This is a genomic window from Ruegeria sp. YTSA108, from assembly GCF_059610185.1.
On record NZ_JBXWND010000002.1, the window covers coordinates 273,116 to 297,615 of the forward strand.

The 24,500-nt window shown below is 57.1% G+C and carries 23 protein-coding genes; 12 read left to right on the forward strand and 11 right to left on the reverse strand.

Translation table 11 applies throughout. The annotated features are described in order from the left end of the window. Positions 1-75: 75 nt before the first annotated feature. The 4 genes from prfB (at position 76) to AC2FHW_RS04410 (ending at position 4,208) form a co-directional block, all read left to right on the forward strand. Positions 76-1,203: a peptide chain release factor 2 gene (prfB, locus tag AC2FHW_RS04395; protein WP_142633271.1), complete on the forward strand. Its 1,128-nt coding sequence runs from the start codon at positions 76-78 to the stop codon at positions 1,201-1,203. 14 nt (positions 1,204-1,217) lie between these two features. Next, positions 1,218-1,910, forward strand: a complete 693-nt coding sequence (locus tag AC2FHW_RS04400; RefSeq protein ID WP_271947540.1) for a M50 family metallopeptidase — start codon at positions 1,218-1,220, stop codon at positions 1,908-1,910. Between the two features lie 94 nt (positions 1,911-2,004). Continuing rightward, on the forward strand, positions 2,005-3,399 hold the full coding sequence (locus AC2FHW_RS04405) for an amidase (RefSeq protein WP_496821477.1): 1,395 nt from the start codon (positions 2,005-2,007) through the stop codon (positions 3,397-3,399). A gap of 29 nt (positions 3,400-3,428) precedes the next feature. Continuing rightward, on the forward strand, positions 3,429-4,208 hold the full coding sequence (locus AC2FHW_RS04410) for a DUF2189 domain-containing protein (protein WP_281971948.1): 780 nt from the start codon (positions 3,429-3,431) through the stop codon (positions 4,206-4,208). Between the two features lie 16 nt (positions 4,209-4,224). On the opposite strand, the gene AC2FHW_RS04415 is transcribed toward AC2FHW_RS04410, so the two are convergent. The 4 genes from AC2FHW_RS04415 to AC2FHW_RS04430 form a co-directional block, all read right to left on the reverse strand. After that, positions 4,225-5,067 carry a helix-turn-helix domain-containing protein gene (locus AC2FHW_RS04415; RefSeq protein ID WP_496691086.1) on the reverse strand — a complete coding sequence of 281 codons (843 nt, stop codon included), beginning with the start codon at positions 5,065-5,067 and terminating at the stop codon, positions 4,225-4,227. A gap of 186 nt (positions 5,068-5,253) precedes the next feature. Next, the gene (gene ilvN / locus AC2FHW_RS04420; protein ID WP_142633282.1) at positions 5,254-5,814 is read right to left on the reverse strand and encodes an acetolactate synthase small subunit; all 561 of its coding nucleotides are present in this window, start codon (positions 5,812-5,814) and stop codon (positions 5,254-5,256) included. Between the two features lie 6 nt (positions 5,815-5,820). Then, positions 5,821-6,213, reverse strand: coding sequence for a hypothetical protein (locus AC2FHW_RS04425; protein ID WP_496691088.1), 393 nt, complete (start codon positions 6,211-6,213; stop codon positions 5,821-5,823). Positions 6,214-6,221: 8 nt separating this feature from the next. Further along, the gene (locus AC2FHW_RS04430; protein WP_271947532.1) at positions 6,222-7,973 is read right to left on the reverse strand and encodes an acetolactate synthase 3 large subunit; all 1,752 of its coding nucleotides are present in this window, start codon (positions 7,971-7,973) and stop codon (positions 6,222-6,224) included. A 422-nt stretch (positions 7,974-8,395) separates the two neighbouring features. Here AC2FHW_RS04430 and AC2FHW_RS04435 point away from each other — a divergent pair, with 422 nt between their 5' ends. Next, positions 8,396-9,241 carry a HalD/BesD family halogenase gene (locus AC2FHW_RS04435; protein ID WP_271947530.1) on the forward strand — a complete coding sequence of 282 codons (846 nt, stop codon included), beginning with the start codon at positions 8,396-8,398 and terminating at the stop codon, positions 9,239-9,241. A gap of 78 nt (positions 9,242-9,319) precedes the next feature. Here AC2FHW_RS04435 and AC2FHW_RS04440 read toward each other — a convergent pair whose 3' ends face one another. Next, on the reverse strand, positions 9,320-9,967 hold the full coding sequence (locus AC2FHW_RS04440) for a response regulator transcription factor (protein ID WP_142633290.1): 648 nt from the start codon (positions 9,965-9,967) through the stop codon (positions 9,320-9,322). Continuing rightward, positions 9,964-11,397 (reverse strand): cache domain-containing protein, encoded by a 1,434-nt coding sequence (locus AC2FHW_RS04445; RefSeq protein ID WP_271947528.1) that lies wholly within the window; start codon positions 11,395-11,397, stop codon positions 9,964-9,966. Before AC2FHW_RS04445 ends, AC2FHW_RS04440 begins: the two co-directional genes overlap by 4 nt. Before the next feature lie 245 nt (positions 11,398-11,642). Here AC2FHW_RS04445 and AC2FHW_RS04450 point away from each other — a divergent pair, with 245 nt between their 5' ends. The 3 genes from AC2FHW_RS04450 (at position 11,643) to AC2FHW_RS04460 (ending at position 16,143) form a co-directional block, all read left to right on the forward strand. Then, complete coding sequence (locus tag AC2FHW_RS04450) at positions 11,643-12,725, forward strand: TRAP transporter substrate-binding protein (protein WP_142633295.1); 1,083 nt, start codon at positions 11,643-11,645, stop codon at positions 12,723-12,725. Positions 12,726-12,844: 119 nt separating this feature from the next. Continuing rightward, positions 12,845-13,771, forward strand: a complete 927-nt coding sequence (locus tag AC2FHW_RS04455; protein WP_271947526.1) for a TRAP transporter small permease subunit — start codon at positions 12,845-12,847, stop codon at positions 13,769-13,771. Positions 13,772-13,788: 17 nt separating this feature from the next. Beyond that, entirely contained in the window at positions 13,789-16,143 is a 2,355-nt protein-coding gene (locus tag AC2FHW_RS04460) for a TRAP transporter large permease (protein ID WP_271947524.1), read from the forward strand. A 135-nt stretch (positions 16,144-16,278) separates the two neighbouring features. Here the strand turns inward: AC2FHW_RS04460 and AC2FHW_RS04465 are convergent, their stop codons facing one another. The 4 genes from AC2FHW_RS04465 to AC2FHW_RS04480 form a co-directional block, all read right to left on the reverse strand. Then, positions 16,279-16,668: a VOC family protein gene (locus AC2FHW_RS04465; RefSeq protein WP_271947522.1), complete on the reverse strand. Its 390-nt coding sequence runs from the start codon at positions 16,666-16,668 to the stop codon at positions 16,279-16,281. Between the two features lie 6 nt (positions 16,669-16,674). Then, a complete protein-coding gene (locus AC2FHW_RS04470) occupies positions 16,675-17,499 on the reverse strand; it encodes an arginyltransferase (protein ID WP_281971951.1) in 825 nt (274 codons plus the stop codon). Between the two features lie 75 nt (positions 17,500-17,574). Continuing rightward, on the reverse strand, positions 17,575-18,006 hold the full coding sequence (locus tag AC2FHW_RS04475) for an RDD family protein (protein ID WP_142635100.1): 432 nt from the start codon (positions 18,004-18,006) through the stop codon (positions 17,575-17,577). Between the two features lie 63 nt (positions 18,007-18,069). Next, positions 18,070-18,492 (reverse strand): DUF2852 domain-containing protein, encoded by a 423-nt coding sequence (locus AC2FHW_RS04480; RefSeq protein WP_142633305.1) that lies wholly within the window; start codon positions 18,490-18,492, stop codon positions 18,070-18,072. 282 nt (positions 18,493-18,774) lie between these two features. Here AC2FHW_RS04480 and AC2FHW_RS04485 point away from each other — a divergent pair, with 282 nt between their 5' ends. From AC2FHW_RS04485 to AC2FHW_RS04500, 4 genes are read left to right on the forward strand one after another with little or no spacing between them, the layout of a single operon-like run. Beyond that, positions 18,775-21,564, forward strand: coding sequence for a [protein-PII] uridylyltransferase family protein (locus AC2FHW_RS04485; protein WP_142633307.1), 2,790 nt, complete (start codon positions 18,775-18,777; stop codon positions 21,562-21,564). Further along, a complete protein-coding gene (locus tag AC2FHW_RS04490) occupies positions 21,551-21,823 on the forward strand; it encodes a hypothetical protein (RefSeq protein ID WP_142633309.1) in 273 nt (90 codons plus the stop codon). The genes AC2FHW_RS04485 and AC2FHW_RS04490 overlap by 14 nt, the downstream gene beginning before the upstream one ends. 38 nt (positions 21,824-21,861) lie before the next feature. Then, positions 21,862-23,064: an RSP_2647 family RNA methyltransferase gene (locus tag AC2FHW_RS04495; protein WP_271947512.1), complete on the forward strand. Its 1,203-nt coding sequence runs from the start codon at positions 21,862-21,864 to the stop codon at positions 23,062-23,064. Continuing rightward, positions 23,061-23,603 (forward strand): RSP_2648 family PIN domain-containing protein, encoded by a 543-nt coding sequence (locus tag AC2FHW_RS04500; protein WP_271947510.1) that lies wholly within the window; start codon positions 23,061-23,063, stop codon positions 23,601-23,603. Before AC2FHW_RS04495 ends, AC2FHW_RS04500 begins: the two co-directional genes overlap by 4 nt. Before the next feature lie 71 nt (positions 23,604-23,674). Here AC2FHW_RS04500 and AC2FHW_RS04505 read toward each other — a convergent pair whose 3' ends face one another. After that, positions 23,675-24,361 carry a M48 family metallopeptidase gene (locus AC2FHW_RS04505; RefSeq protein WP_142633315.1) on the reverse strand — a complete coding sequence of 229 codons (687 nt, stop codon included), beginning with the start codon at positions 24,359-24,361 and terminating at the stop codon, positions 23,675-23,677. Between the last annotated feature and the right edge of the window lie 139 nt (positions 24,362-24,500).

Sequence of the window (24,500 nt, forward strand, 5' to 3'; positions counted from 1 at the left end):
AGGTCTCCGCTGTCTTGTGGTGGCCCCACGCTCTTGCTATCACGCAGGCCTGATTGAGCAAGTTGGGACGTAACCATGCGCGCCGAAACCCAGAATACCGTGGCGGAAATTGAAAAGTCGCTAGAGCTGCTGGCGCAGCGCATGGACTATGAAACCGCACCCCATCGCCTTGAGGAATTCAATGCCCGGGTTGAGGATCCCAACCTGTGGGACAACCCCGAGAATGCGCAAAAACTGATGCGCGAGCGGCAGATGCTGGTCGATGCTATTGAAATCTATGAATCCATCAAAACCGACCTCAGCGACAATATGGAATTGATCGAACTGGGCGAGATGGAAGAGGACGAAGAGGTCGTCACCGACGCTGAAGAGGCGATCAGAAAGCTAAAAGCCAAAGCCGCCAAGAAAGAGCTTGAGGCGCTGCTGGACGGAGAGGCCGACGGCAACGACACCTTCCTCGAGATCAATTCGGGCGCAGGCGGCACCGAAAGCTGCGACTGGGCTTCGATGCTAGCGCGGATGTATGTCCGCTGGGCCGAGAAAAAGGGCTATACGGTCGAGCTGCAATCCGAGACCTCGGGCGAAGAGGCGGGTATTAAATCCGCGGCGTACAAAATTTCTGGCCACAACGCCTATGGCTGGCTGAAATCGGAAAGCGGCGTGCATCGGCTGGTGCGAATTTCACCTTATGACTCGGCGGCCAAACGGCATACCTCGTTCAGTTCGGTCTGGGTTTACCCGGTGGTGGACGACAATATCGAGATCGAGGTCAACCCGTCCGAGATTCGCATCGACACCTACCGGTCCTCGGGGGCAGGAGGCCAGCACGTGAACACCACGGACTCGGCCGTGCGGATCACGCATATCCCGACCGGGATCGTTGTTACATCATCCGTGAAATCCCAGCACCAGAACCGTGATATTGCGATGAAAGCACTGAAATCTCGCCTGTACCAGCAAGAGCTGGACCGCCGCAATGCTGACATCAACGCAGCCCACGAGGCCAAGGGCGATGCGGGCTGGGGCAACCAGATCCGGTCGTATGTTCTGCAGCCTTACCAAATGGTGAAGGACCTGAGGACCAACCATGAAACCTCGGATACCAAGGGGGTTTTGGATGGGGATCTTGACGGGTTCATGGCCGCCACGCTGGCCTTGAACGTGGCCGGAAAAAGCCGTTCCGAAGCGCAGGGCGAAGGCTGATAGCAGCGCGTTCGATGCCCATGATGAAGCTGATCAAAGGACATTGGCAACTGATTGCGCTTGTCGCTTTGGTGTTTGTGTTCTGGTCTACGCCGATTGTGGTGCCTCTGAAGATACTCATCGTTTTCCTGCACGAGCTGTCGCACGCGATAACCGTCGTCCTAACCGGTGGTTCGGTCGAGAGCTTCTCGATCTCACCGCAGCAGGGTGGTCTTGTCACAGCGCGCGGTGGGAACAGGTTCCTCAGTCTGTCTGCCGGTTATCTCGGGTCGCTGGCGCTAGGGATGGGATTGTTGCTGATTGCATTGCGCACGCATTGGGACCGGGCGGTGTTGGGTGGTTTTGGCGGCGTGATGCTGTTGGTAACAGCGCTTTATGTTCGCGATCCCTTTGCCATGGCGTTTTGTGCAGGTGTTGGGGCGGTACTGATCGGCATGGCGTTCTATCTAAGTCGGCCGATCTGTGATCTGGCTTTGCGGGTGATCGGGCTGACCAGCGTGATCTATGTGCCTTATGATATCTTTGATGACACGATCCGGCGCTCGGGTGTCCGCTCGGATGCCTACATGCTGGCCCAAGAATTTGGCGGCACGACCATGATGTGGGGCGGGAACTGGCTTGTGTTAAGCGTCCTTTCCATCCTTTTGTGCGTAAAACACTTTCTTGGGCACGACAGCAATTTGCATTTTGGGTCTCGACCCAAGTGACCTCGGGTTGTCTTTGGTGAAAAGATGCATTCAAACTGAGGGTTTAAATGAGGATACGCTCCGGCTAGGCTGACCAAAAAGGTGGAGCCCAGGGATGGATCTAGGCCAAATAACAGCAGCCGAATTGTTGAGTGCATTGTCCTCTGGGCGTTTATCGGCGGCTGAACTGATGCAACTGACGCTAGAGCGGATCGGCGCAGTGAACGAGCGCCTGAATGCAATCGTGGCGATGCGTGATCCTGATGATTTGATGGCCGAGGCCCGTGCTGTTGATGCCGGACCAAACCGTGGTCCGCTGCATGGTCTGCCGATTGCCGTCAAAGACTTGGTGAATGTTGCGGGCGTCGTTTCGTCCCAAGGATCACCAATCCTGAATGGGTTCATTCCGGAAACAGACGATCTGTTAGCCCAGCGGATGAAAGAGGCCGGGGCAATCCTGATCGGTAAAACCAATACCCCGGAATTCGGGTTGGGCTCACATACGTTCAACCCTGTATATGGCGTCACATGCAACCCATATGACCCCGAGCGTACCTGCGGCGGTTCATCCGGTGGGGCAGCAGTTGCGCTGGCGTCTGGCATGGTGGCGCTGGCCGATGGGTCTGACATGATGGGCAGCCTGCGCAACCCTGCGGCATGGAACAACGTCTATGGCTTCAGGCCCAGTTGGGGGCGGGTGCCAAACGAACCCGACGGTGACGGGTACTTGCACCAGCTTTCTACATTGGGCCCGATGGCGCGGAGCCCCGAAGATATTGCTCTATTGCTTGATGTGATCAGCGGCACTCATCCGTCTCAACCTTTGGCTCATCCGGGGGAAGCCGTGTCTCCGGTCCAACCCGCAGATCTGACCGGAATGCGTATCGGGTGGTTGGATGACTGGGGCGGAGCCTTTCCATTCGAACCTGGTATCCGCGAGATTTGCCGTGACGCGCTCGAGGTGTTCACTCAACTCGGGGCCAAGGTCGAACCCCTCACACCGCCCTTTGACGCAGACCAGATGTGGAATAGCTGGATTACATTGCGTTCGTGGAGCGTGGCCGCCGGTCTTGCGTCTCTGACAGAACACCGCGCGTCACTGAAGGACACTGCGCAATGGGAACTGGACCGCGGTCTGGCGCTGACAGCGATGCAGGTCCATCGTGCCAGTGTTGTGCGAACCGAGTGGTTCCGACGTGCGACCGAAGTTTTCCAGGACTATGATGCGCTTATCCTGCCGTCGGCCCAGGTCTGGCCATTCGACTTGCAGCTTGCATTTCCCACCGAAATCAACGGCACCCGGATGGATACCTATCACCGTTGGATGCAGGTCGTGGTGCCGGTCAGCCTGATCGGACTGCCTTGCCTCTCGGTTCCTGTTGGATTTGGATCCGAAGGCTTGCCGATGGGGATGCAGATCTTTGGGCCGCGCGGAGCGGATTCTCGCATTTTGTCCATCGGATCTGCATATCATTCTGCCACCAGTTGGCCGCAAAAACGACCCGCCTGAAAATCGACCGGATACGAAGGATAAAAGCCATGGACAAACAGTTTGGTGTTCCGAACATGGGGCGGGTAGATGTCGAAATGCTGCACGAGGCCCTAAGGCGAGGCTGGAGCGATTTTCGCCGCGCTCCGCTCTTTGGGCTGCTCTTTTCCGGGTTCTATGTTTTGATGGGTTGGCTGATGGTTTGGGTCACTCTCACGACCGGAACGACCTATTGGCTGATTTTGGCCGCAATCGGTTTCCCGATGCTGGGCCCCTTTGCCATGGTGGGGCTGTATGAGGTATCGCGGCGCATTCAAGAGGGTGAAGGTTTGGATTCTCGGGCCATATTTGGCGTAATCCTGGGTCAAAGCCGCCGTCAGTTGCCTTCGATCTGCGCCATCATCGTTGTGATGTTTCTGTTCTGGTTCTTTCTTGGCCACATGATCTTTGCCCTTTTTATGGGGCTATCGACCATGACCAATGTGTCTTCGTCCCTTGAGGTGTTCCTTACATCAAACGGGTTGACGATGTTGGCGGTTGGAACAGCTGTTGGCGCGATTTTTGTGACCATCCTCTACATGATCACGGTGCTTTCAATTCCGATGCTTTTGGACCGAGAGCTGGATTTTGTGACCGCAATGATTGCCAGCTATAGCTATGTGGCCGCAAACCGCAGATTGATGCTGGGGTGGGGCGCGCTGATTGCGGTTCTGACGTTTGCCGCAATGATCCCCTGGTTTTTCGGCTTGTTGATCGTACTGCCGCTATTGGGGCACGCCAGTTGGCACCTATACTGGCTGATCTCTCAGGGCGGGGAAATCGCGGGTTAACACGCCAGGATCGTTGTCAAGCGCGGGCCATGGCTTCTGGTCGGCGTGCAATGCGCGCGGCGGCCAGGACTGTCGAGGTGTCGTCCCCTAAATGTCTGAGCAATATCCGCCGTGTCGTCGTTGCGGTAGCTGTAGTTTTTGACAGGCAAATTGCGACACCGCGCCAACAGTTTGTTTGATTTTCAATTCCACGTGTCACCAGATAGATCCTGCTTTTCTGAGACGCACGACAGGACATGAGCATATAAATCTGCCGCCCGGCACAGGCCACGATACCCTGGACTTCGCGCTCTGCGACTGATGCTCCGGGTGTCTCGGAAATTGGTTCAAACCCTCTAACCAAAGTACATTGCGGTAACCTCCGGGCGTGAAAAAGCCTGTGTCTCAGGGGTTTTGTGCCATCAAGCTCTGTCTCGGTCGCATAATAGAATCCGCCGGGAAACAGTATTTCAGTCAGGGTGGCTGGGGTGGACCCCAGAAACTCGGTCAGGGCGACCGCAGCCGGGTGCTTGGACGGTTGGTCAATCTGATCCAAGGGATGGAGCAAAATCCGAGCATCAACATCAAAAAAGCGGCATATTCGGTCAAGGACATCGGGTCGGGGAAAGCTTTCACCGCCAAGATAGCGATTGAACTGAGTTCGGTTCACTCCAAGCTGGCGGCACAGCTCGGAAACTGAATTATATTGTCCAGCAAGAGTTCGCAGATTGGCGCCGAACATCCTGCGTAGGTCGTCGGGGCTGCGGCTGTCGTTCGTCATTTTCGTCCCGGTACTTGTGTGTATTCCGAATAACCGCGACACAACTGGCCAACAAACCAGGCGCTGTCTGAAATCGTACAGATGACCCAGCGGACGCATCCCAACGCCGCGCTACCCTTGAAGGCTAACGCGATGATGCACAGACGCAATAGGTTAATTCTGATTTAGCTTAAACTTTTTAGGAAAATGTGACGTTGATGTTCACGTTTGGCGTATTGTGATCTTGCAAATTGGGTATTGCCGATACCCCGCCGCCAACTGGATTCGCCGGCGGGGCAGTTTTGGTCAATCGCCGCGCAACAGGGCTGCAACGCCGGTCCGGGCGATTTCGATCAGACCCAGTGGGCGCATGAGATCGGCAAAGGCGTCGATCTTGTCAGGTGCGCCGGTGATCTCAAAAATGAATGAATTCAACGTGCTGTCCACGACATTGGCACGGAAAATATCGGCCAGACGCAGCGCCTCGACCCGCTTGTCGCCGTCGCCGACCACCTTGATGATGGCCAATTCCCGCTCGACCGACGCGCCTTCGACCGTCAGATCATGCACGTCGCGCACCGATACGATCCGGCCCAGCTGTGCCTTGATCTGTTCGATCACCTGCGGGGTGCCGGTGGTGACGATGGTGATGCGGCTGAGGTGGCCGGTATGGTCCACCTCGGCGACGGTCAGGCTTTCGATGTTATAACCACGGCCCGAGAACAGGCCGATGACGCGGGCTAGAACCCCCGGTTCATTCTCGACCAGAACTGCGATGGTATGGCGTTCCTGTACGTCGGAAAACGTGGGTCGTAGGTTATAGGCCGAATGGCGGGTGGAGCCTTTTTTGATATGTAGGGCAGACATGCTGAGCTAGTCCTCTTCGTAGCGAAGGTTCGATACACCTTCGGCATTCTCCAGAATTTTCCAAATTGCGCCACGCAATGCATCCACCTTGGGGGCTGCGTGGTATTTCTTGAACATCTTTCTCACATGCTCGGTCTTTGGTGAGAACTGAACCAGATGGCCATCACCATAGTTTGAGCAGCCGAAAACCAGGGCAAACGGCTCGTCATGATCAATTTCGTGATACCATCCCCAGTCCTCGGCACAGGCGAAGGAAACTTCAAACCCGGATGCGGCAAGCTCTTTACTCAGAAAGATGCTGAGTTCCTTGCCAAACACATCCGGATTGATGAAATCATCAGCTTCTTCGTTCAACTCGTCCGGGGTAGGCTGGAAGCGCGTTGCGTCAAAACTGATCATCTGCGCTGTCATACCAGAACCGAACCTTTGCTATCGATCACGCCCTGCGTCTCGGCCTCGCCCAGCAGCATCTCGTTATGGGCCTTGCCCGACGGGATCATGGGGAAGCAGTTCTCGTGCTTTTCGACCAGACAGTCGAAGATCACGGGGCCGTCATAGTTGATCATCTCCATGATCGCATCATCCAGATCGGCGGGGTCGGAACACAAGATACCCTTGGCGCCAAACGCCTCGGCGAGCTTGACGAAATCAGGCAGCGCTTCGGACCAGGAATGCGAATACCGTTCGCCATGCAGCAGTTCCTGCCACTGGCGCACCATGCCCAAGCGTTCGTTGTTCAGGATGAACTGTTTTACCGGCAGGCGATACTGCGTAGCAGTGCCCATTTCCTGCATGTTCATCAGCCACGAGGCCTCACCAGCCACGTTGATCACCAGCGCGTCGGGATGTGCCATCTGAACACCGATCGAGGCCGGGAATCCGTAACCCATCGTGCCCAGACCACCTGAGGTCATCCAGCGGTTGGGATCTTCGAAGCCAAGGTATTGAGCGGCCCACATCTGGTGTTGGCCAACCTCGGTCGTGATGTAACGGTCATGTTTTTTGGTCAGTTCTTCAAGGCGTTGCAGCGCGTATTGCGGTTTGATGGTCTTTTCGCTGTTGGTATAGGCAAGGCAGTTCACCTTGCGCCATTCGCCGATCTGTTCCTGCCATTTCGCAATAGCTGCGGTGTTGGTCTTGCGACCGCGCGATTTCCAGACCTTGAGGATGTCCTCAAGCACGTGGGCCACATCGCCAACAATCGGGATATCAACGCGGATCACCTTGTTGATCGAAGACGGGTCGATGTCGATATGCGCTTTTTTGGAATCGGGCGAGAACGCGTCGATCCGTCCAGTGATGCGGTCATCAAAACGAGCGCCGATATTGATCATCAGATCGCAATCATGCATCGCCAGATTGGCCTCATACAACCCGTGCATGCCCAGCATACCAAGCCAGTTTTTGCCCGACGCCGGATAGGCGCCCAGACCCATCAGGGTCGAAGTGATCGGGAAATCTGTTGCGTCTACCAGTTCCCGCAGCAACTGGCTGGCTGCCGGGCCCGAATTGATGACGCCGCCGCCGGTGTAAAAGACGGGTTTCTTGGCGGTCTCAATCGCAGCAACCAACTCGGTGATCTCTTCCAGATCGCCCTTCACTATCGGTTGGTAGTGCGAGGTCGAGGGCTTTGGGGCGCTATAGTCACCGGTTGCGAACTGAACGTCTTTGGGGATATCGACCAGAACCGGACCAGGGCGGCCCGAGGTGGCGACATGGAACGCCTCGTGCAGGGTATCGGACAGCGAATTCGTGTCCTTTACCAGCCAGTTATGTTTGGTGCAGGGGCGGGTGATGCCAATAGTATCAGCCTCCTGAAAGGCGTCCGAGCCGATCATGAAGGTTGGAACCTGTCCGGTCAGAACAACAATCGGGATCGAGTCCAGAAGCGCATCTGTCAGCCCGGTCACCGCATTGGTAGCGCCGGGGCCCGAGGTCACAAGTGCAACGCCGGGCTTGCCGGTCGAGCGGGCATAGCCTTCGGCGGCGTGAACCGCACCCTGTTCGTGACGCACCAGAATGTGGCGAATGTCGTTTTGCAGAAAGATCTCGTCATAGATCGGTAGCACGGCGCCACCGGGGTATCCGAATACCGTGTCCACGCCCTGATCCTTGAGGGCTTGAACTACCATCTTTGCGCCGGTCATCTCACGTGTCATCTGCTTTGCTCCGTTCGCGACATGTGTCTTGCGTTTCGCATAAAAAAAGCCCCCGAGATTTTCGGAGGCGCATGGGTTCGATTATGGTTTACCGTTACCGGCCCATGCGCGTGGTTCCTACGATTACGACTAGCGTTCTCATCGCCAGAGGCTCCTTTTTGCGTGGGTTGGACATTATGGGCGGTGGAAAGGGGCGTCAACAGGCAATTGCACCAATTTTCTAACTTCTGGGTGGTATTTTGCGACATTTTATTGCGCATTTTGACGCATGTTCGGAACTTTCGGGATTTTCGCCCCTTTGCAATGCTTGGCGAGTGGCACGGAAGTGTCGAAATGCGTCATGCCGATGTCCGAAACGGGCATGATCGTGATTTTAGGCTGAGTCACGCTTGACTTAATTGCAGTGGCGAGGGAGGCCGAACATGTTGCAGGATCTGGTTGATCTCGGGCGATACCCGATAGACCGCCCCGGTTCATGGGCATATGAGCAGCTGATAGGTGATCTGAGGCGCGAGCTGGATCGGGACGGCTGTGCTGTTCTTCCAGGTTTCGTACACGAGGATGGCGTGGCGCGTTTGCTGAAAGAAGCCGATAAGACTGCCGTTGGTGCACATAGGTCATTTAGCCGAACGAATCCGTATTTCACCAAAGACGACCCGGCATTGGCGCCAAGCCATCCGGTGCGTCGATTTTATGATCGGTCGAATGCCTTTGTGCCAGCGGACAGTTTTTCCAGATCCGGACCGCTGCGACGTATTTATGAGTTCGCTGGTTTTTTACCTTTCATTCGAACGGCATTGAACGAGTCCGAAGACCGGTTCTTTCGCTACGATGATCCTTTGGCTGATGTCATCATCAACGTGGTCGAAGAAGGGCAGGGGTTTCCCTGGCATTTTGACACCAACAACTACACCGTGACGCTGGCCATTCAGAATGGAGAATTCGGTGGTGAATTCGAATATGCCCCCAACCTGCGAAGCGCCGAGGATGAGAATTTCGCGGCTGTTTCTGCGGTTCTGGGCGGTGATCGGACACGGGTGCACCAGTTGGTGTTGAACCCAGGGGATCTGCAGATTTTCAAAGGGCGCTATTCCTTGCACCGGGTCGCTCCCGTGAAAGGAGAGCGCAGACGATATGTCGGGATCTTTTCTTTTGTCGAAACCGAAGGCATGTGCGGTGGGGTGGAACGGACCCGTCAGTTATATGGGCGTGTTCTTCAGCATCACCATGACAAGGAAGGAGTCCGGCGCGACGCCCTTCTGGATTGACGGTAACTAAGAGTGCTCTCGCCCGTTGCCCGCCTGCCTGCGGCGGCTAGGCCGAGCAGCGCGTGCCGCGCTACGGGATCAGAACCCTGGGCTGGTGCCCTGTAGAACGCCGTGCTCCAGCGCATAGCGGGTCAGGCCGGCAGTTGAGGATATGCCCAATTTTCGTTTGATGTTCTTGCGATGGGTTTCGACCGTTCGCACTGAGATATCAAGTGTTTGGGCGACTTCCTTGTTCGATTTCCCTTGTGCCAGCTCCAGCAAGATCGTCTGCTCGCGCCCGGTCAAAGCCTCGCGCGTTGTGTCGCCTTTGGGTTTGAGGGAACCGCTTGCGCCCGTGCACAAGTATTGTTCACCCCGCATGACGGCATCGATGGCCTTTTTGATTTCATCCGTTGGGACGTCCTTGAGCACGTACCCTTTTGCACCATGGCTGAGAGCAGTCGAAATATATTCGGGGCTGTCATGCATGGACAGGATCAGAATGCAGGTGTCCGGTATGCGTTCAAGGATGATCTCGGTTGCGCTCAGACCGCTTAGCCCGGGCATGTTCAGGTCCATCAGGATGACGTCAGGCTTCAGATCCGCAACCTGATCAACCGCTTTCTTTCCGCTGCTGAGTGTCCCGACCACGGTGATGTCGTCATAGCTTTCGAGGATCGACTGGATCCCCTCGGCCACCATTGGATGATCGTCGACAATCAGGACCCGGATCGTCTGGTCGCTCATGTACCGGCCTTTCGGTTCAGAGTTGCGTCTTCCTGTGGCGGCAACAGGTGGCTGAGTGGCAGGCTGACCTCGATCACTGTGCCGCTGCGGTGGCCGCGTGATGACAGAATACGCAGCGATCCGTCAAGTTGCTCGATCCGTTCCTGCATATTGCGCAACCCAATCCCGGTACTGCCCCGACCCGGAGAGTTGCGCAAACCGCGGCCATTGTCGGTTATTCGCATGGTTGCGCCTTTCTTGTGCCCGCGCAGATCGATGGTGACATGGGTGGCACCGGAATGGCGTTCGATATTGGTCAGGGCCTCTTGGGCAATGCGATAGAGGGCGATCTTGCTATCCTGATCCAGCCGGTTGCGGAAAACAACGGTCGAGAAATCGGTCTCAATCCCGGTTCTCTCGCGGAAATCATCTGTCAGAGCCTCAAGCGCGGGGCCGAGGCCCAAATCGTCCAGCACGCCGGGGCGCAAGTCGCGACTGATGCGGCGGACCTCGCTGATGGCGGTTCCCAGATGCTCGATCCCCTTGTCCAGTGGATCATGCGCGCCCACATCATCGCCGCGCGACAGGCGACGGCGGGCGTTGTCCAACGCAAAGCGCACGCCCACAAGGATCTGACTGATCCCGTCATGAAGCTCGCGTGCCACACGGCCGCGCTCTTCCTCTTGCGCGTCGAATACCCGCTGGGTCAGCTGTTTCAGTTTGGCATCGGCCAGACGTCTTTCGCGGATGTTGAGCAACATGCCTGAGGCAAAGACAATCAGAACAGCGGCCAGAACAATGGCACCGATATACATGAAGGTACGCTGCACGCGCGCTTCAACCTCGGCCCGTGCGCTGGCAACTGCGGCAACAATGTCATCGATGAATACCCCGGTGCCCACGACCCAGCGCCAATCCTGAAGGCCGACGACATAGGCGATCATCTGCGCTTCTTCCCCGGTCGAGGGCTTTTGCCACATAAAGCTGTGCCAACCCGCACCCTGACGAGCAAGGCGAATGAACTCATTCACCACCGGTGTGCCGTCGCTGTCGGTCAGACCCTCCCAATTTCGGTTGATGAACTCAGTCTGACGGGGGCTTACCAGATTGGTGCCGTCATAGTCATAGACGAAAAAGAACCCGTCCTGCCCATAGATCATGGCCGACAGGATTTGCGCGACCTGAGTTTTGGCGGCTGTGTCATCCGGAGCCGCGCGCCCGTAGATATAGGCAAACCCATTGCGCGCCTGAGTGACATAGTTGCGCAGCTCTTCCTTCTTGGCCTGAATCAAAGAGCGTTCCAGTGCTTCAATTTCGCGCTCGGCAGTGGCGCGCGCCTCATAGGCAACCATCACCGCAATCGCGGCCACCGCCACGACCAGCGGGATCGCCGCCACCAGCGACAGCTTTTGAGCATAGGTCAACGAGACCAGTTGTCGAAGTCTTTGCATGGACGAATCGATACGCAAGCCACAGCAAAATTGCAAAAAGATTGGGCGTCTGGCGGGAAAACGGCACCAAAAATCCCTGTTTTGCTATGATTGGACCGTTATTGCCTGTGCAATTCGCGCAGAAAGCCGCGTTTCTACGCAGTAGTAGGTATTCCCTTTCACTTCCTTGTGACTAGTCTTGCCGCTGTTGAATACGACAGGCCCGGACAATCCGGGTCATGATTATGAAGGGGAGGATCACTCATATGGACCGTCGTTCATTTCTGAAAACATCCGCACTGGGCGGCTCGGCTGCTGCAGCGACCACGCTGGCGGCACCGGCCTATGCACAGGGCAAGCGCACGCTGACCATGGTCACATCCTGGGGCCGTGGCCTTGCAGGTGTGTTCGACAGCGCGCAGCGTTGCGCCGACAGCATCACCACCATGTCGGACGGCAACCTGAACGTTGAGATCAAAGCAGCCGGTGAGCTGGTTGGCGCGTTCGAAGTGTTTGACGCGGTATCATCCGGTCAGGCCGATATGTACCACGCGGCAGACTATTATTTTGTGGGTCAGCATCCGGGCTATGCATTCTTTACCGCTGTTCCGTTTGGTATGACCGCCCAGGAGCTGGTGAACTGGTACTACCATGCCGGTGGTATGGAACTGCATGACGAGCTGGGCGAAATCTTTGGCCTGAAATCCTTCCTGGCTGGTAACACCGGTGCGCAGGCAGGTGGCTGGTACTCGAAAGAGATCAACAGCCCCGAAGATTTCAACGGCCTGAAGTTCCGCATGCCGGGGCTGGGCGGTAAAGCTCTGGGTAAACTGGGCGCATCCGTGCAGAACATTCCGGGCTCCGAAGTGTATCAGGCGCTGTCATCCGGCGCGATCGACGGAACCGAGTGGATCGGTCCGTGGGCTGACGAAAAAGCCGGTTTCCAGGAAATCACCAAGACATACTACACCGCGGGCTTCCATGAGCCGGGTGCGGGTCTTTCGCTGGCAACCAACCGCGAGGTCTATGACAGCCTGTCTGCCTCGCAGCAGAAGATCATCGAGATCGCCGCAGGTGAATGCCATCAGTGGAACCTGGCGCAATTCCTGGCCAACAACGGCGCGGCGCTGCAGCGTCTGCAGGCTGGTGGCGTCAAGGTCATGGAGTTCCCGGACAGCGTTTGGGACGCGTTTGGTGCCGCAAGCCAGGAAGTCCTGGACGAGAACATGGGCGACGAGCTGTTCAAGCGCATCCACGACAGCGCGATGGAATCCATGGCCGCGTCTTCGGCCTGGAACAATCTGTCGTCGGGTGTCTACACCTCGCAGCGCGACCGCGTTCGCGGCTAAGTCACTTCGATCTTTGAAATCGGTTCCCCCGCATGTCGGGGGAGCCATTCCCGTTGCGCATCTGACGGTCGGACAAACTGTAACTCTCAAATGTGCAACTGACGCGACCTGGGGACAACATGCAGGACGAAAACGGTATCTCGTTCTTCGGCGCCCTGTGGAATGGACTGATATGGTTCATTCAGAACATTGCCGAAGCCTTCATTAATTTCGGATACGCCATCACGCATCCGCAACTCTGGCTGGACTGGTCGGACAAAGAAGCAGTCATGCGCTTTGTCTATTACGGCGGGTCGGTCGAGTTCTTCTTTGTGGTTTTCACGCTGTTTCTGGTGTTGACGGCCATTGGTCTTTACTACCGCAACTTCATGTGGGCGATGGTGCGCGGGCTAGAAGGCTTTGCCAACACGACGGGGCGTTTCTTCGCCTGGGCAGGCCTTTTGATGGTGGTTCAGCAGATCATCATCGTGTTCATGCAGCGGGTCTTTACCCGCCCGGATATGTCCTTTGGGCTGGGTATCCCGTTTCAGATGGATATCAGCTGGTTCGCGGAAGAGCTGAAACTGTATAACGCCATGGTCGTGTGCCTGTGCTGCACCTACACCTTTGTACAGGGCGGCCATGTCCGCGTTGACCTGATCTATGCCGGCATCAGCCACCGCGCCAAACGTGTGGTCGACATGTGTGGTGCCATACTGTTCATGATGCCGATGGCGGTGCTGACCTGGATGTATGGCTGGTACTTCATGTGGCGGCATCTGATCGTGCCGAAGCCCTCGGCCAGTGATACTTTGGACCGGCTGGTGGCCAAGTCCCGCGCGCTGCGCTGGAACGTGGAAACCATCGGGTTCAGCCCCAACGGATTCAACGGCTATTTCCTGTTCAAGATCTTGCTGATCGCCTTCGCAGCGATGGTGTTCCTGCACGCGATTGCATTCCTGTACCGCTCGTATCTGGAATATGTGGAAGGCCCGGAAAGTGTTGGAAAATACCTCGACAAGGACAGCCTTGGCGAGGGTGAAGAAGCCTACGAAGGCGCGCATTAGGGACGGAGAACCAGACAATGCTATTCGGACTTGATGGCGTCGAGATAGGCCTCATTATCGTATTTTTCTGCCTCTTCGGAGGTATTCTATCCGGTTTTCCGGTGGCCTTCGCCATCGGCGGGGCAGGAGTGATCTCATTCGGCATCATCGCCGCATTGGACAGCGCAGGTTTGCTGATTCACCAGGCGATCGACACCGGCTCTGCGGCGTATCAGGATCTGGTCAGCACGGGGGTTAAACCCGATACCATATCAGTGTTCCGCTTCCCGGACTTACCAAGGATTGCCGAGCCTGTTTTTGTCTCGGGCTGGGAAACCGCTCTGGACCGCAACGTGTCGTTCATCGTGAACCGCATGAACGAGCGTGTTCTGGCCGGTCAGTCCATTGAAACCCTTCTGGCGGTTTTGATGTTCGTGCTGATGGGCATCACGCTTGAACGGTCGAAGATCGCCAATGATCTGCTGACCACAATGGCGCGCGTCTTTGGACCGTTGCCGGGTGGTCTGGCCGTCTCGATTGTGGTTGTGGGGGCGTTTCTTGCGGCCTCAACCGGGATCGTGGGCGCGACTGTGGTGACCATGGGCTTGCTGGCGCTGCCAACCATGCTGCGCAACAACTATTCGCCTGAATTGGCGACGGGTGTCATCGCGGCTTCGGGAACGCTGGGGCAGATCATTCCGCCCTCGATCGTGATTGTTTTGCTGGGAACTCTGGCCGGTGACTTGTATTCCACCGCGCAAGAGACGCGCGCGGTTGATGCCGGGTGTACAGACGCGCTGACCTATCTAGGTCAGCCTGCGGTCGTATCGGTTGGTACTTTGTTCCAGGCCGCCTTGCTGCCAGGGATCATGCTGGCGCTGCTATATGCGCTTTATGCCTTTGGCTATGCGCTGCTCAACCCGCATAAGGCGCCTGCGGTGCCCATGACCGGCGGCAGCGGAGAGCCCATTACCCGTTCAGAAGGTTTCACCTGGTTGCTGGGTGCACCTGTCGCGTTGATCGTGGGTACGGTTCTGCTGGGCAATCTAGGGGTCATCGGCAGCCAAAATGTCTCGGTCTCGGCCTTCTCCGATATCGGGCAGGGCGCATCGCTGCGGACCAACGTTTCCGAAACCTGCAAAGCCTCGATGATCGAGCTGCATGGTCAATCCGCTTGGGATCAGGCCGTGGCCGAGCAAACGGCCATTGATGACGCAGGTGGTGCCGCAGAATCAACTCGTCTGACCGAGGAAGAGCTTGCCACCGCGCAGCAGGAGAAGATTGCCAACGCCGCTCCGATTGGAACGGGTGTTGCGGTGATGGTTCTGTTGCTGGGTCTGACCATTGTGATGGGTCGGGGCATCGCGCCGTCTCGGTCGCCGCAGCCGCTGATCCTTGGGGCCATTGGTCTGATCCTGATGTTGCTTGTCGATATTCTGTTCGTGTCGCCAACAACGTCGTCAGGGTTGACCTTTGTGATGCTGGCGTTGCCCTTTGCCTTGGCCATCTATGGCTGCAAAGAGGCTGCGGCGCGCTGTGCCACCAATGATCTGATCCGGGTGGTCTTTCCACCGCTGGTTCTGATCATCGCGGTGCTGGGGTCGATCCTGGGTGGGGTGACCAACCCAACACCGGCGGCGGCTTTGGGCGCAGGTGGTGCGATCATGCTGGCGGCCTATCGCAAGCTGCAAGATCAGGAGCGGTCTGGCAAGGTCATCATCTGGGCCACCTTCGCCGTGGTCATTGCCCTGTTGATGGGGGTCAATTTTGATCTGCGCATCAATCAGAGCAGCGCCTCGGCCGAAACCTGGATTGCCTTCATCATAGCCTATGCGGCCTATCTGTATGCCCTGTTCGGTTTGCTGTTCGGCTGCTGGGTTCTGTATTCCAGCGGCGTGCTGACCCCGGTGGTGCGGGAAACCGCCAAGGTGACCTCAATGGTGTTCACCATTTTGATCGGGTCTCAGTTGCTGAACCTTGTGGTGATCTCGTTTGGCGGTGAGCATTATATCCAGCAGTTCCTCAAGAGCTTTGACAATGAATTCACGGTCTTCCTGATCGTGATGCTGGTGCTGTTCTTCCTTGGGTTCGTGCTGGATTTCCTGGAGATCATTTACATCGTGATCCCGATTGTAGGCCCGGTAATCTATGGCGGGTCTTTTGATCCGAAATGGGTGACGATCATGGTGGCGGTGAACCTGCAGACCTCGTTCCTGACACCACCTTTTGGATTTGCGCTGTTCTATCTGCGCGGGGTTGCGCCGAAAGAAGTGACCACCGGCCACATCTATCGTGGGATTGTACCATTTGTGCTGATCCAGGTGGTAGGTATCGGAATCCTTTGGTTCTTCCCTGCGATTGTGACCATCGTGCCGGATCTGATCCCGAATTGATCAAAGATCATGTGTTCAAATGAAAAGGGGGCCAGCTGGCCCCCTTTGCTTTGTTTGTAGGTAGAAGGGGCCAGCCCCTTCTTGGCCTGCGGTCAATTCAACCCCGAGGTATTTTTGGCCAGATGAAGATGCGGATCAGGTGAATTGGATCAGATCCCATCTGTTTCCGAACGGGTCCTGCCAGACTGCTACGGTTCCATATGGTTCATGGCGCGGGGCTTCTTCGAAATGGACGCCTTTGGCCAGCATGGCCTTATAGTCGCGGTCGAAATTGTCTGTTTCCAGAAAGAAGCCGACCCGACCACCTGTCTGGTTGCCGATTGCGGTTCTCTGATCTGCATCGGCGGCTCTGGCGAGAAGAAGTGAGCCCCCGGTGGATCCATGTGGGGTTACGCGGACCCATCTTTTTCCAGCGCCCAAGTCGATGTCCTGCGTCAGGGAAAAGCTGAGTGTATGCGTGAAAAAGGCGATGGCATCATCGTAATCCGGCACAACAAGCGTAACGGCGTGGAGGCTTTGTCGCATCAGGTTTCAGCCTTTGGTCGGGTGACGATCAGGCAGTTGGATGCTGGCAACCTGTTCGGCGATGGGGGCGGTGGACAGCGGGTGGTGGCCGTCATGTGCAATGTCACAGGGATCCTTGACCCGTTTCCATTCGCCCTGACTGTACACTTCCAGCCCTGCAAAGCGGGATTTGTATCCCATTTTCGGGCTGCCAGGCACCCAGTAGCCAAGATAAATATAGGGCAGACCCGCCTCGCGTGCGATGTCGATGTGATCCAGGATCATGTACGTGCCCAGTGAATTCTGGGGCTGATCCGGGCTATAGAATGAATAGACCATGCTCAGCCCGTCGTCCAAGACATCGGTCAAACTGACAGCGATCAGATTACCGGATTCCGGGTCTGAATATTCGACCACTCGGCTGCGTATGGGGGTCTCTTCGATCATGGCTGCAAATTCGAAGACGTCCATATCCGCCATGCCGCCATCCGCATGTCGGGTGTCAAGATAGGTGCGGAACAGGTCATACTGTTCGTCGGTAGCCCATGGGGAATTCGCCCGGCGTCGCAAATATGAGTTCCGCCTGACCGCGCGCTTCTGGCTTTTGCTGGGTTGAAAGGCCGAAACGTCAATCCGCGCGGACAAACACGCGGCGCAATCAGTGCAGGAAGGGCGGTATAGGACGTTCTGAGACCGTCGAAACCCTTGCTGGGAAAGGGAGTCATTCAGTTGATTCGCGCCTTCGCCTTGCAGGGCTGTGAACAGCTTACGCTCCATCTTGCCCTCAAGATAAGGGCAAGGCTGAGGGGCCGTAACGTAGAATTGCGGCGCGATTGGCAGCGTGTGTCGCATGAATGTCCTATGGTTCCTGAAACGGGATGATAACAACCGTTCCCGGAGCCGCCAAGTGATTCACGCGACAGTCTTTTAAGCGCGACGGTTAATCATAACCGTGCCGAGAAGGGTGTCAGTCAGGCCCTGGCCGCGCGCGCCGGTCAGCATCATGATGACTGAAATGATTTGCAGCACCGGAAATGCCATGCTGACAAAATAACCGGCTGTGTGTGCGACCGCTTTACCTGTGTCCATTCGTTCACCAAAAGCGTCGCGTAGTTCGACCCCCATGAAACGCATACCCAGAGTGGCCGAGCCGTTGGCGATTGTGACGACGCGATAGACAAAACTGACCACCGCATAAATCAGGGCGAGTATCAGTACGCCGAGCCCGAGGGTCAGGACGATGGCGACGGTACAAAGCAGCGAAATAAAGGCGATATCGAACAGCCAGGCCAGGAACCGTTTGGTCGTGACGGACTGGTAAAACTCGGGCTGTCGGTTCGGGTCTGGCAAGGAGTGCATACGGGTCATTCCGGTAGATGTTTCAAATACCCTGTCCCGATTGTCGGAACAGGGCAAGGTCGATCAGGCGTTATCGCCGGTTTCATCGCTTTCGCGGTTCTCGCGGACGCGTTCATCCATGAACTGGTCGAATTCGGCCTTGTCTTTCGCTTCGCGCAGGCGATGCAGGAACGCTTCGAATTCCTGTTGCTCACGCTCCAGCCGAGCCAGAGTGTCGGACTTGTAGGCGTCGAATGCGCTGTTGCCCGAGGGTTTCATTGCGCTCATGTGGCTGTGCCAGGATTTGCGACGGCTGCAGGATTTGTTGAACATACGTTTGCTCCAGATCATGTAGGCCAGAAGGGCCAGGCCGACGGGCCAGAAAAAGATAAAGCCAAGGACCATGGCAGCGATCCAGGCCCCTTTGCCTTTATCGTCAAGCCAGGCTTCTGCGCGGCTGAGCCATCCCGGGTTTTCAGGGACGGCGTGTTCGGTCAATGCGGTCATTGGTGCTCTCCGGGTTAGATGTAAATTGCTTTCACATTGAATAGATGGGGGCACCAAACCCAGTTACAAGAGGTCAATGTGAAAATGATTTACATTTCTGAATTTCGGATGGTTGACCTGAAATCTGAACAAGCGCAATTTCAGTCTAACGCACCACGGTTTCTTTCAAACATTGACTGGGTTGTCTGCTGCGGCGCTGTTTTGAGTTATGCGCCAGATTGTTGCAATGTCGGGTTAGAAATTTGGCCACAGAAATACTAAAACCACGTCTTCGGAGATGAAATGACAGGACTTCTTGCCGTCAACCGTGTACCGCGCGCCTTTGATCCTTCACTTGGTTCCGAAGCGCGCGAAGCAGTGGGTGGCATTACACCTGAGCAGGGGGAACTGATCGCAGGGGCTGCGGGCTCCAGCCCCTATCTCAAAGGCCTGATTGATCTGGAAGCCGACTGGCTACCGCAAGCTTTGGCACAACCGGACGCGATACTTGCATCCATTATGGAAACCGCAAGGACCTTGCCTTCGGATCAACTCAGGCCGGGGCTGAGGCAGGCCAAGAGGCGTTTGGCGCTGTTGACCGCCCTGGCGGATCTGGCAGGGGCGTGGCCGTTGGAAAAAGTTACAGGGGCACTAACCGATTTCGGGGCCATGGTAGCTGATGTTGCCGCCAAGGCCGAGATTGCAACCTTGATCCGGCGAGGTAAATTGCCGGGGATGACCGAAGATGATGTCGCCTCTGCCGCGGGAATGATCATATTGGCCATGGGCAAGATGGGTGCGCATGAGTTGAACTACAGCTCTGATATCGACCTGATCGTTTTGTTTGACGAAACGCGCTATGATCCGGACGATTTCTATGAAGCGCGGCAAGGGATGGTCCGGGCGACACGGAATTTCTGCGCCACACTCAGTGACAAGACAGCGGATGGATATGTATTTCGCACTGATCTAAGGCTGCGGCCTGACCCTGCGGTGACGCCAGTTTGTCTGGCTGCGGAAGCTGCCGAACGGTACTATGAAAGTCTGGGCCGCACTTGGGAGCGCGCCGCATATATCAAAGCGCGCCCCTGCGCTGGCGATATCGCTGCGGGGCAGCGTTTCCTGGATACGCTCCGCCCCTTCATCTGGCGAAGGCATCTGGACTTCGCCGCTATTCAGGATGCCCATGACATGCGCTTGCGTATCCGCGAAAACAAAGGGACAGGCGGTGCGCTCACCATTCCGGGTCATGATATGAAACTAGGGCAAGGCGGGATACGCGAGATTGAATTCTTCACTCAGACCCGACAGTTGATTGCCGGAGGTCGCGATACGGACCTGCGCGTGCGTGGCACTGTACCGGGTTTGGCGGCTTTGGCCGGCAAAGGGTGGGTGCCCGAGGACGTGGCTGAAAAGCTTACCGATCACTACCGCGCGCATCGCGAAGTCGAACACCGCATTCAGATGATCCATGATGCGCAGACCCATAAGATTCCGCAATCCTCGGACGGGATTGAGCGGATTGCATGCCTGATGGGGATTGATAGCGCCGATCTGACTGCGGATCTGAAACGGCGACTGACCGAGGTTCATGAGTTGACCGAAGGTTTTTTCGCCCCCGGCCCGACAGCCCGTGCACCTTTGCCAGAAGTTGAATTTGACGAAAGCATATTGGCGCGCTGGACGACCTACCCATCACTGCGTTCTCAGCGCGGGGCGCGGATTTTCGAACGGCTGAAACCCGAGCTGCTGACGCGTCTTGCCAAAACCGCCCAACCGGATGAGGCGCTGCTGGCACTGGACGGGTTCCTTCGCGGGTTGCCTGCGGGCGTGCAGCTGTTTTCTCTGTTCGAGGCCAACCCGCAGCTTATCGACCTGCTTGTCGATATAGTAGGCACGTCGCATGCATTGGCCGCGCATTTGTCGCACAACGCCTCGGTCTTTGATGCGGTGATTGGCGGCAGCTTCTTTGACGACTGGCCGGGCCAAGCCGTGCTCCAGGACGAACTGGAACAAGAGCTGTCGCAGGAACAAGACTACGAAAGCCAACTGGATCTGGCGCGGCGCTGGTGCAAGGAATGGCATTTCCGGATCGGCGTTCACCATCTGCGCGGGTTGATCGACGGCGTGCAGGCGGGGCAGCAATATGCCGAACTTGCAAGCGCGGTGATCGCTGCGATCCTGCCATGTGTTGTGGACCAGTTCACCAGCAAACACGGGCCCGCACCTGGTCGCGGTGCCGCTGTGTTGGGCATGGGATCCCTGGGGGCAGGGCGGATCAACTCGCAATCTGACCTTGATGTGATCGTGATCTACGACCCGCTGGATCAGGACATGTCCGAGGGCCCACGGCCTCTTGCCACGCGGACCTACTATGCCCGGTTCACGCAGGCACTGATCACGGCGCTGTCGGCCCCAATGTCGCAGGGGCGACTTTATGAGGTCGACATGCGGCTGCGCCCCTCGGGCAATCAGGGGCCGGTGGCAACCAGTTGGGCCAGCTTCACGAACTATCAGCAGAATGAGGCCTGGGTGTGGGAACACCTTGCTCTGACGCGCGCAAATCCCGTCGCCGGTGAGCCCTCACTGGCCGACGATATCGAGGGCTTTCGATCACAGCTTGTCTCGCGCCCCCGCGATCAGGCGCAGGTTTTGCGCGAAGTTGCCGAAATGCGCGCGCGTCTGGCAGCCGCGAAAACCCCCGCCGGTATTTGGGATGCCAAGAATGGGGCCGGACGCATGATGGACATAGAGCTGATGGCCGAAACAGGCGCTTTACTGTCCGGTGTTGCAAAGCGCGATGTACATGCCGGGTTGGACGGTGCAGTCGCAGCCGCGCTTTTGGATGTCGCTCAGGCGCAAACGTTGAAGGATTGCTACGATCTATGCTGGTCTGTGCAATGCGCAGCTCGACTGTTGTCAGGTAAGGTTATCGAGGCCGATAAAATCGGAGAGGGCGGTTCCGCCTTCCTGTGTCGGGCCACCGGGTATGAGCAGGTAGAACAGTTGCAGGCCGCGTTGCAGGAAAGCTACGATATCGCCGCCGAAATTATCGGCCGCGTGATTCAGGAGGATAAAGATGCCGCGCAATGACGATCCGAACGATCACAAAGGCCTGATCCGCGAGGCCTATCGCATCGATGGCATCACATTGCCCGAATGTCGCAGTATCTTTCTGGACTGGGCGTTAAGCCTTCCGGAGGGGCGTGATCAGAGGCAAGCCCTGTCTGACCTGCACGCCAGCTATGCCAAAGATGAGGTCGATCACCCAATGACACAGGTGCTGACCGAAGGGTTGCAATCAGCTCAGGCGCCGAAACGGCGCGGTGGTTGGCGGTCTCGCAACCGCTAGGGCTTTCCCCTCGGCGCGTTCGCGACTATGAGGTCGCCATGACCCAAACTGCAGACCGTCCCCGTATCCGCCTGAAACCCAAAGCCAATGCGCGCGGCCTGCGCCATGGCTTCCCGTGGGTTTATGCCAATGACATTGTCACCGACCGTCGCACGCGCAAAATCCCTGCTGGCGCGCTGGCCGTGCTCGAGGATGAAAATCGCGCGCCGATCGCGCTGGTGGCGGTCAATCCTGAATCGAAAATCATGTGCCGTGTGCTGGACCGCGATCCTGACGCCGAGCTGACGGCTGATTGGTTCGAAACCCGTCTGCGCCGCGCGCTTGATATGCGCGAACGCCTGTTTGACTCGCCCTTTTACCGCCTGATCCATGCCGAGGCGGATGGCTTTCCGGGTGTCATCATCGACCGGTTCGGTGAGGCGTGTGTGATCCAGCCCAACGCTGCCTGGGCCGAAGCGCATCTGGATATGTTGACCGATGCACTGACCGCCGTGACCGGCGTGACGACCGTGCTGAAAAACGCCTCGGGCCGGACACGCGGTCTGGAAGGGTTGGATGATGTCAACCTGACCTTGCGCGGCACTGTCCCAGATGCGCCTTTGCCCGTGTTGATGAACGGTGCAACCTATATGGCGGATTTGGCGGGCGGTCAGAAAACCGGCCTGTTCTATGACCAACGCCCCAATCACGCCTTTGCTGCGCAGCTGGTTCAACCCAAGGCACAGGTACTGGATGTCTTCAGCCATGTCGGAGGCTTCGGGTTGGCGATGCTGGCGGGTGGCGCCGGACAGGCGCTGTCGGTCGATGGGTCGGCCGCGGCATTGGAGTTGGCCGCAAAAGGGGCCGAGGCTTCTGGCTTTGCCGATCAATTCGACACGCGCCAAGGCGATGCCTTTGATGTGTTGGCTCAATTGAACGACGAAGGCGCTAAATTTGACGTCGTTATCTGTGATCCTCCCGCCTTTGCACCATCAAGGCAGGCGTTGGATGCAGGGCTGCGGGCCTATGAACGCATTGCGCGATTGGCCGCCACACTGGTCAAGCCGGGCGGATATCTGGGCTTATGCTCTTGCTCGCACGCTGCTGATCTGGGCCGCTTCCGCGACGCCTCATCCCGTGGTATCGGGCGCGCCGGGCGCTCAGCCCAACTGATCCATACGGGCTTTGCCGGGTCTGATCACCCGCAACTGCCGCAGCTGGCAGAAAGCGGTTACCTCAAGGCCGTGTTCTACCGGTTATGAAGGCTGTACTCGATACCTGCGTCATCTATCCAACGGTGATGCGTGAGATGCTGTTGGGCACCGCCCGACTAGGTCATTTCACCCCTATATGGTCGGCGCGCATCCTCGAGGAATGGGCCCGCGCCGCACGCAAGCTGGGCCCCGAGGGCGAGGCGCAGGCCCGTGCCGAGATTGCCCTGACGCAGGTCAAATGGCCCAAGGCAGAACGCCCAGCCAATGATGGCCTGCAGGCTCGGCTCTGGCTGCCGGACGCCGCTGATATCCACGTTTTGGCCACTGCAGTAGCCGCGTCAGCGGATACCATCGTCACGGTCAACGCCAAGGATTTCCCCAGAAATATTCTTGCAGAAGAAGGGCTTGAGCGGCGCGACCCTGACAGTCTGCTGCATGGTTTCTGGTATAACGACCCGCAAGGGCTGGACCAGCTTGCACAGCAGGTACTGGCCGAAGCAAACCGCCTGTCAGGCGATACATGGACTTTGCGTGGATTGATGAAAAAAGCCCGCCTGCCGCGTCTGGGCAAAGCGCTCGCCAGCTAATTGGGGTCCCTGCTTCATCTGACTAAAATTACCTCGGAGAGCGCGAGGGGCTGGCCTCTCGCCGCCGAGCCTCAGCCACGCGCCCAACGCTGCTCAAGCACTTCCAGTGCCGCAATCCGCTCATCCGTTTTGGGATGGCTCATCAACCAGGCGGGTACAACGCCCGCGCGTTGCTGCGTCAAATCCTCAAGCTTGTGAAACAGAGACTTTTGCGGGCCGATGCCGATTCCGGCTTTGGTCAGCAGGGCGGCGGCATATTCATCTGCTTCATATTCATCCCCACGTGACAGGCGCGACGCCAAAAGCGCAGTCAGCGCATTTGCAATCATCGCACCGATGAATGGGATGAACCGGCTCAGAAGCAGCATCAAGGCTGTCCGCAACGCATTCTGCCCAGAAAAATCAATCATGCGCCGCCGAGCATGACCCAAGGCCACATGCCCCAGTTCATGTGCGATGACGCTCGCCATCTCTTCGGCGGAAACCTCGCCATTGAGGAACTTGCGATAAAACCCGCGTGTGATGAATATTCGTCCATCCGGCGCCGCAAGCCCGTTCACCGGGTCGATTTCATATATATAGACCGGAACCCTCTCGATCCCCAGCGCCGCCGCCAGCCGGTCAGTCATACGCTTGAGGGCGGGATCGGCCAGTTCGGTCGATTTCAGGTCAAGCTCGCGATGGGTGCGCCAGACCGAGATCCGGTACATCACCACGGCATACAGAACCGCCAGAAGAATCGGAGTAATTCGGAGCATGGTTCTGATATGGGGATAAGCAGACACAAGGGCAAGGCATCAGCGTTTCCGTGGGCCTGAAAGGCTTCCTAGCTGCCATGACGCAGTGGAAACTGGGTTCTTTAGGATTCTAACTGTTGAAAAACGCCGCCTGCCGCCT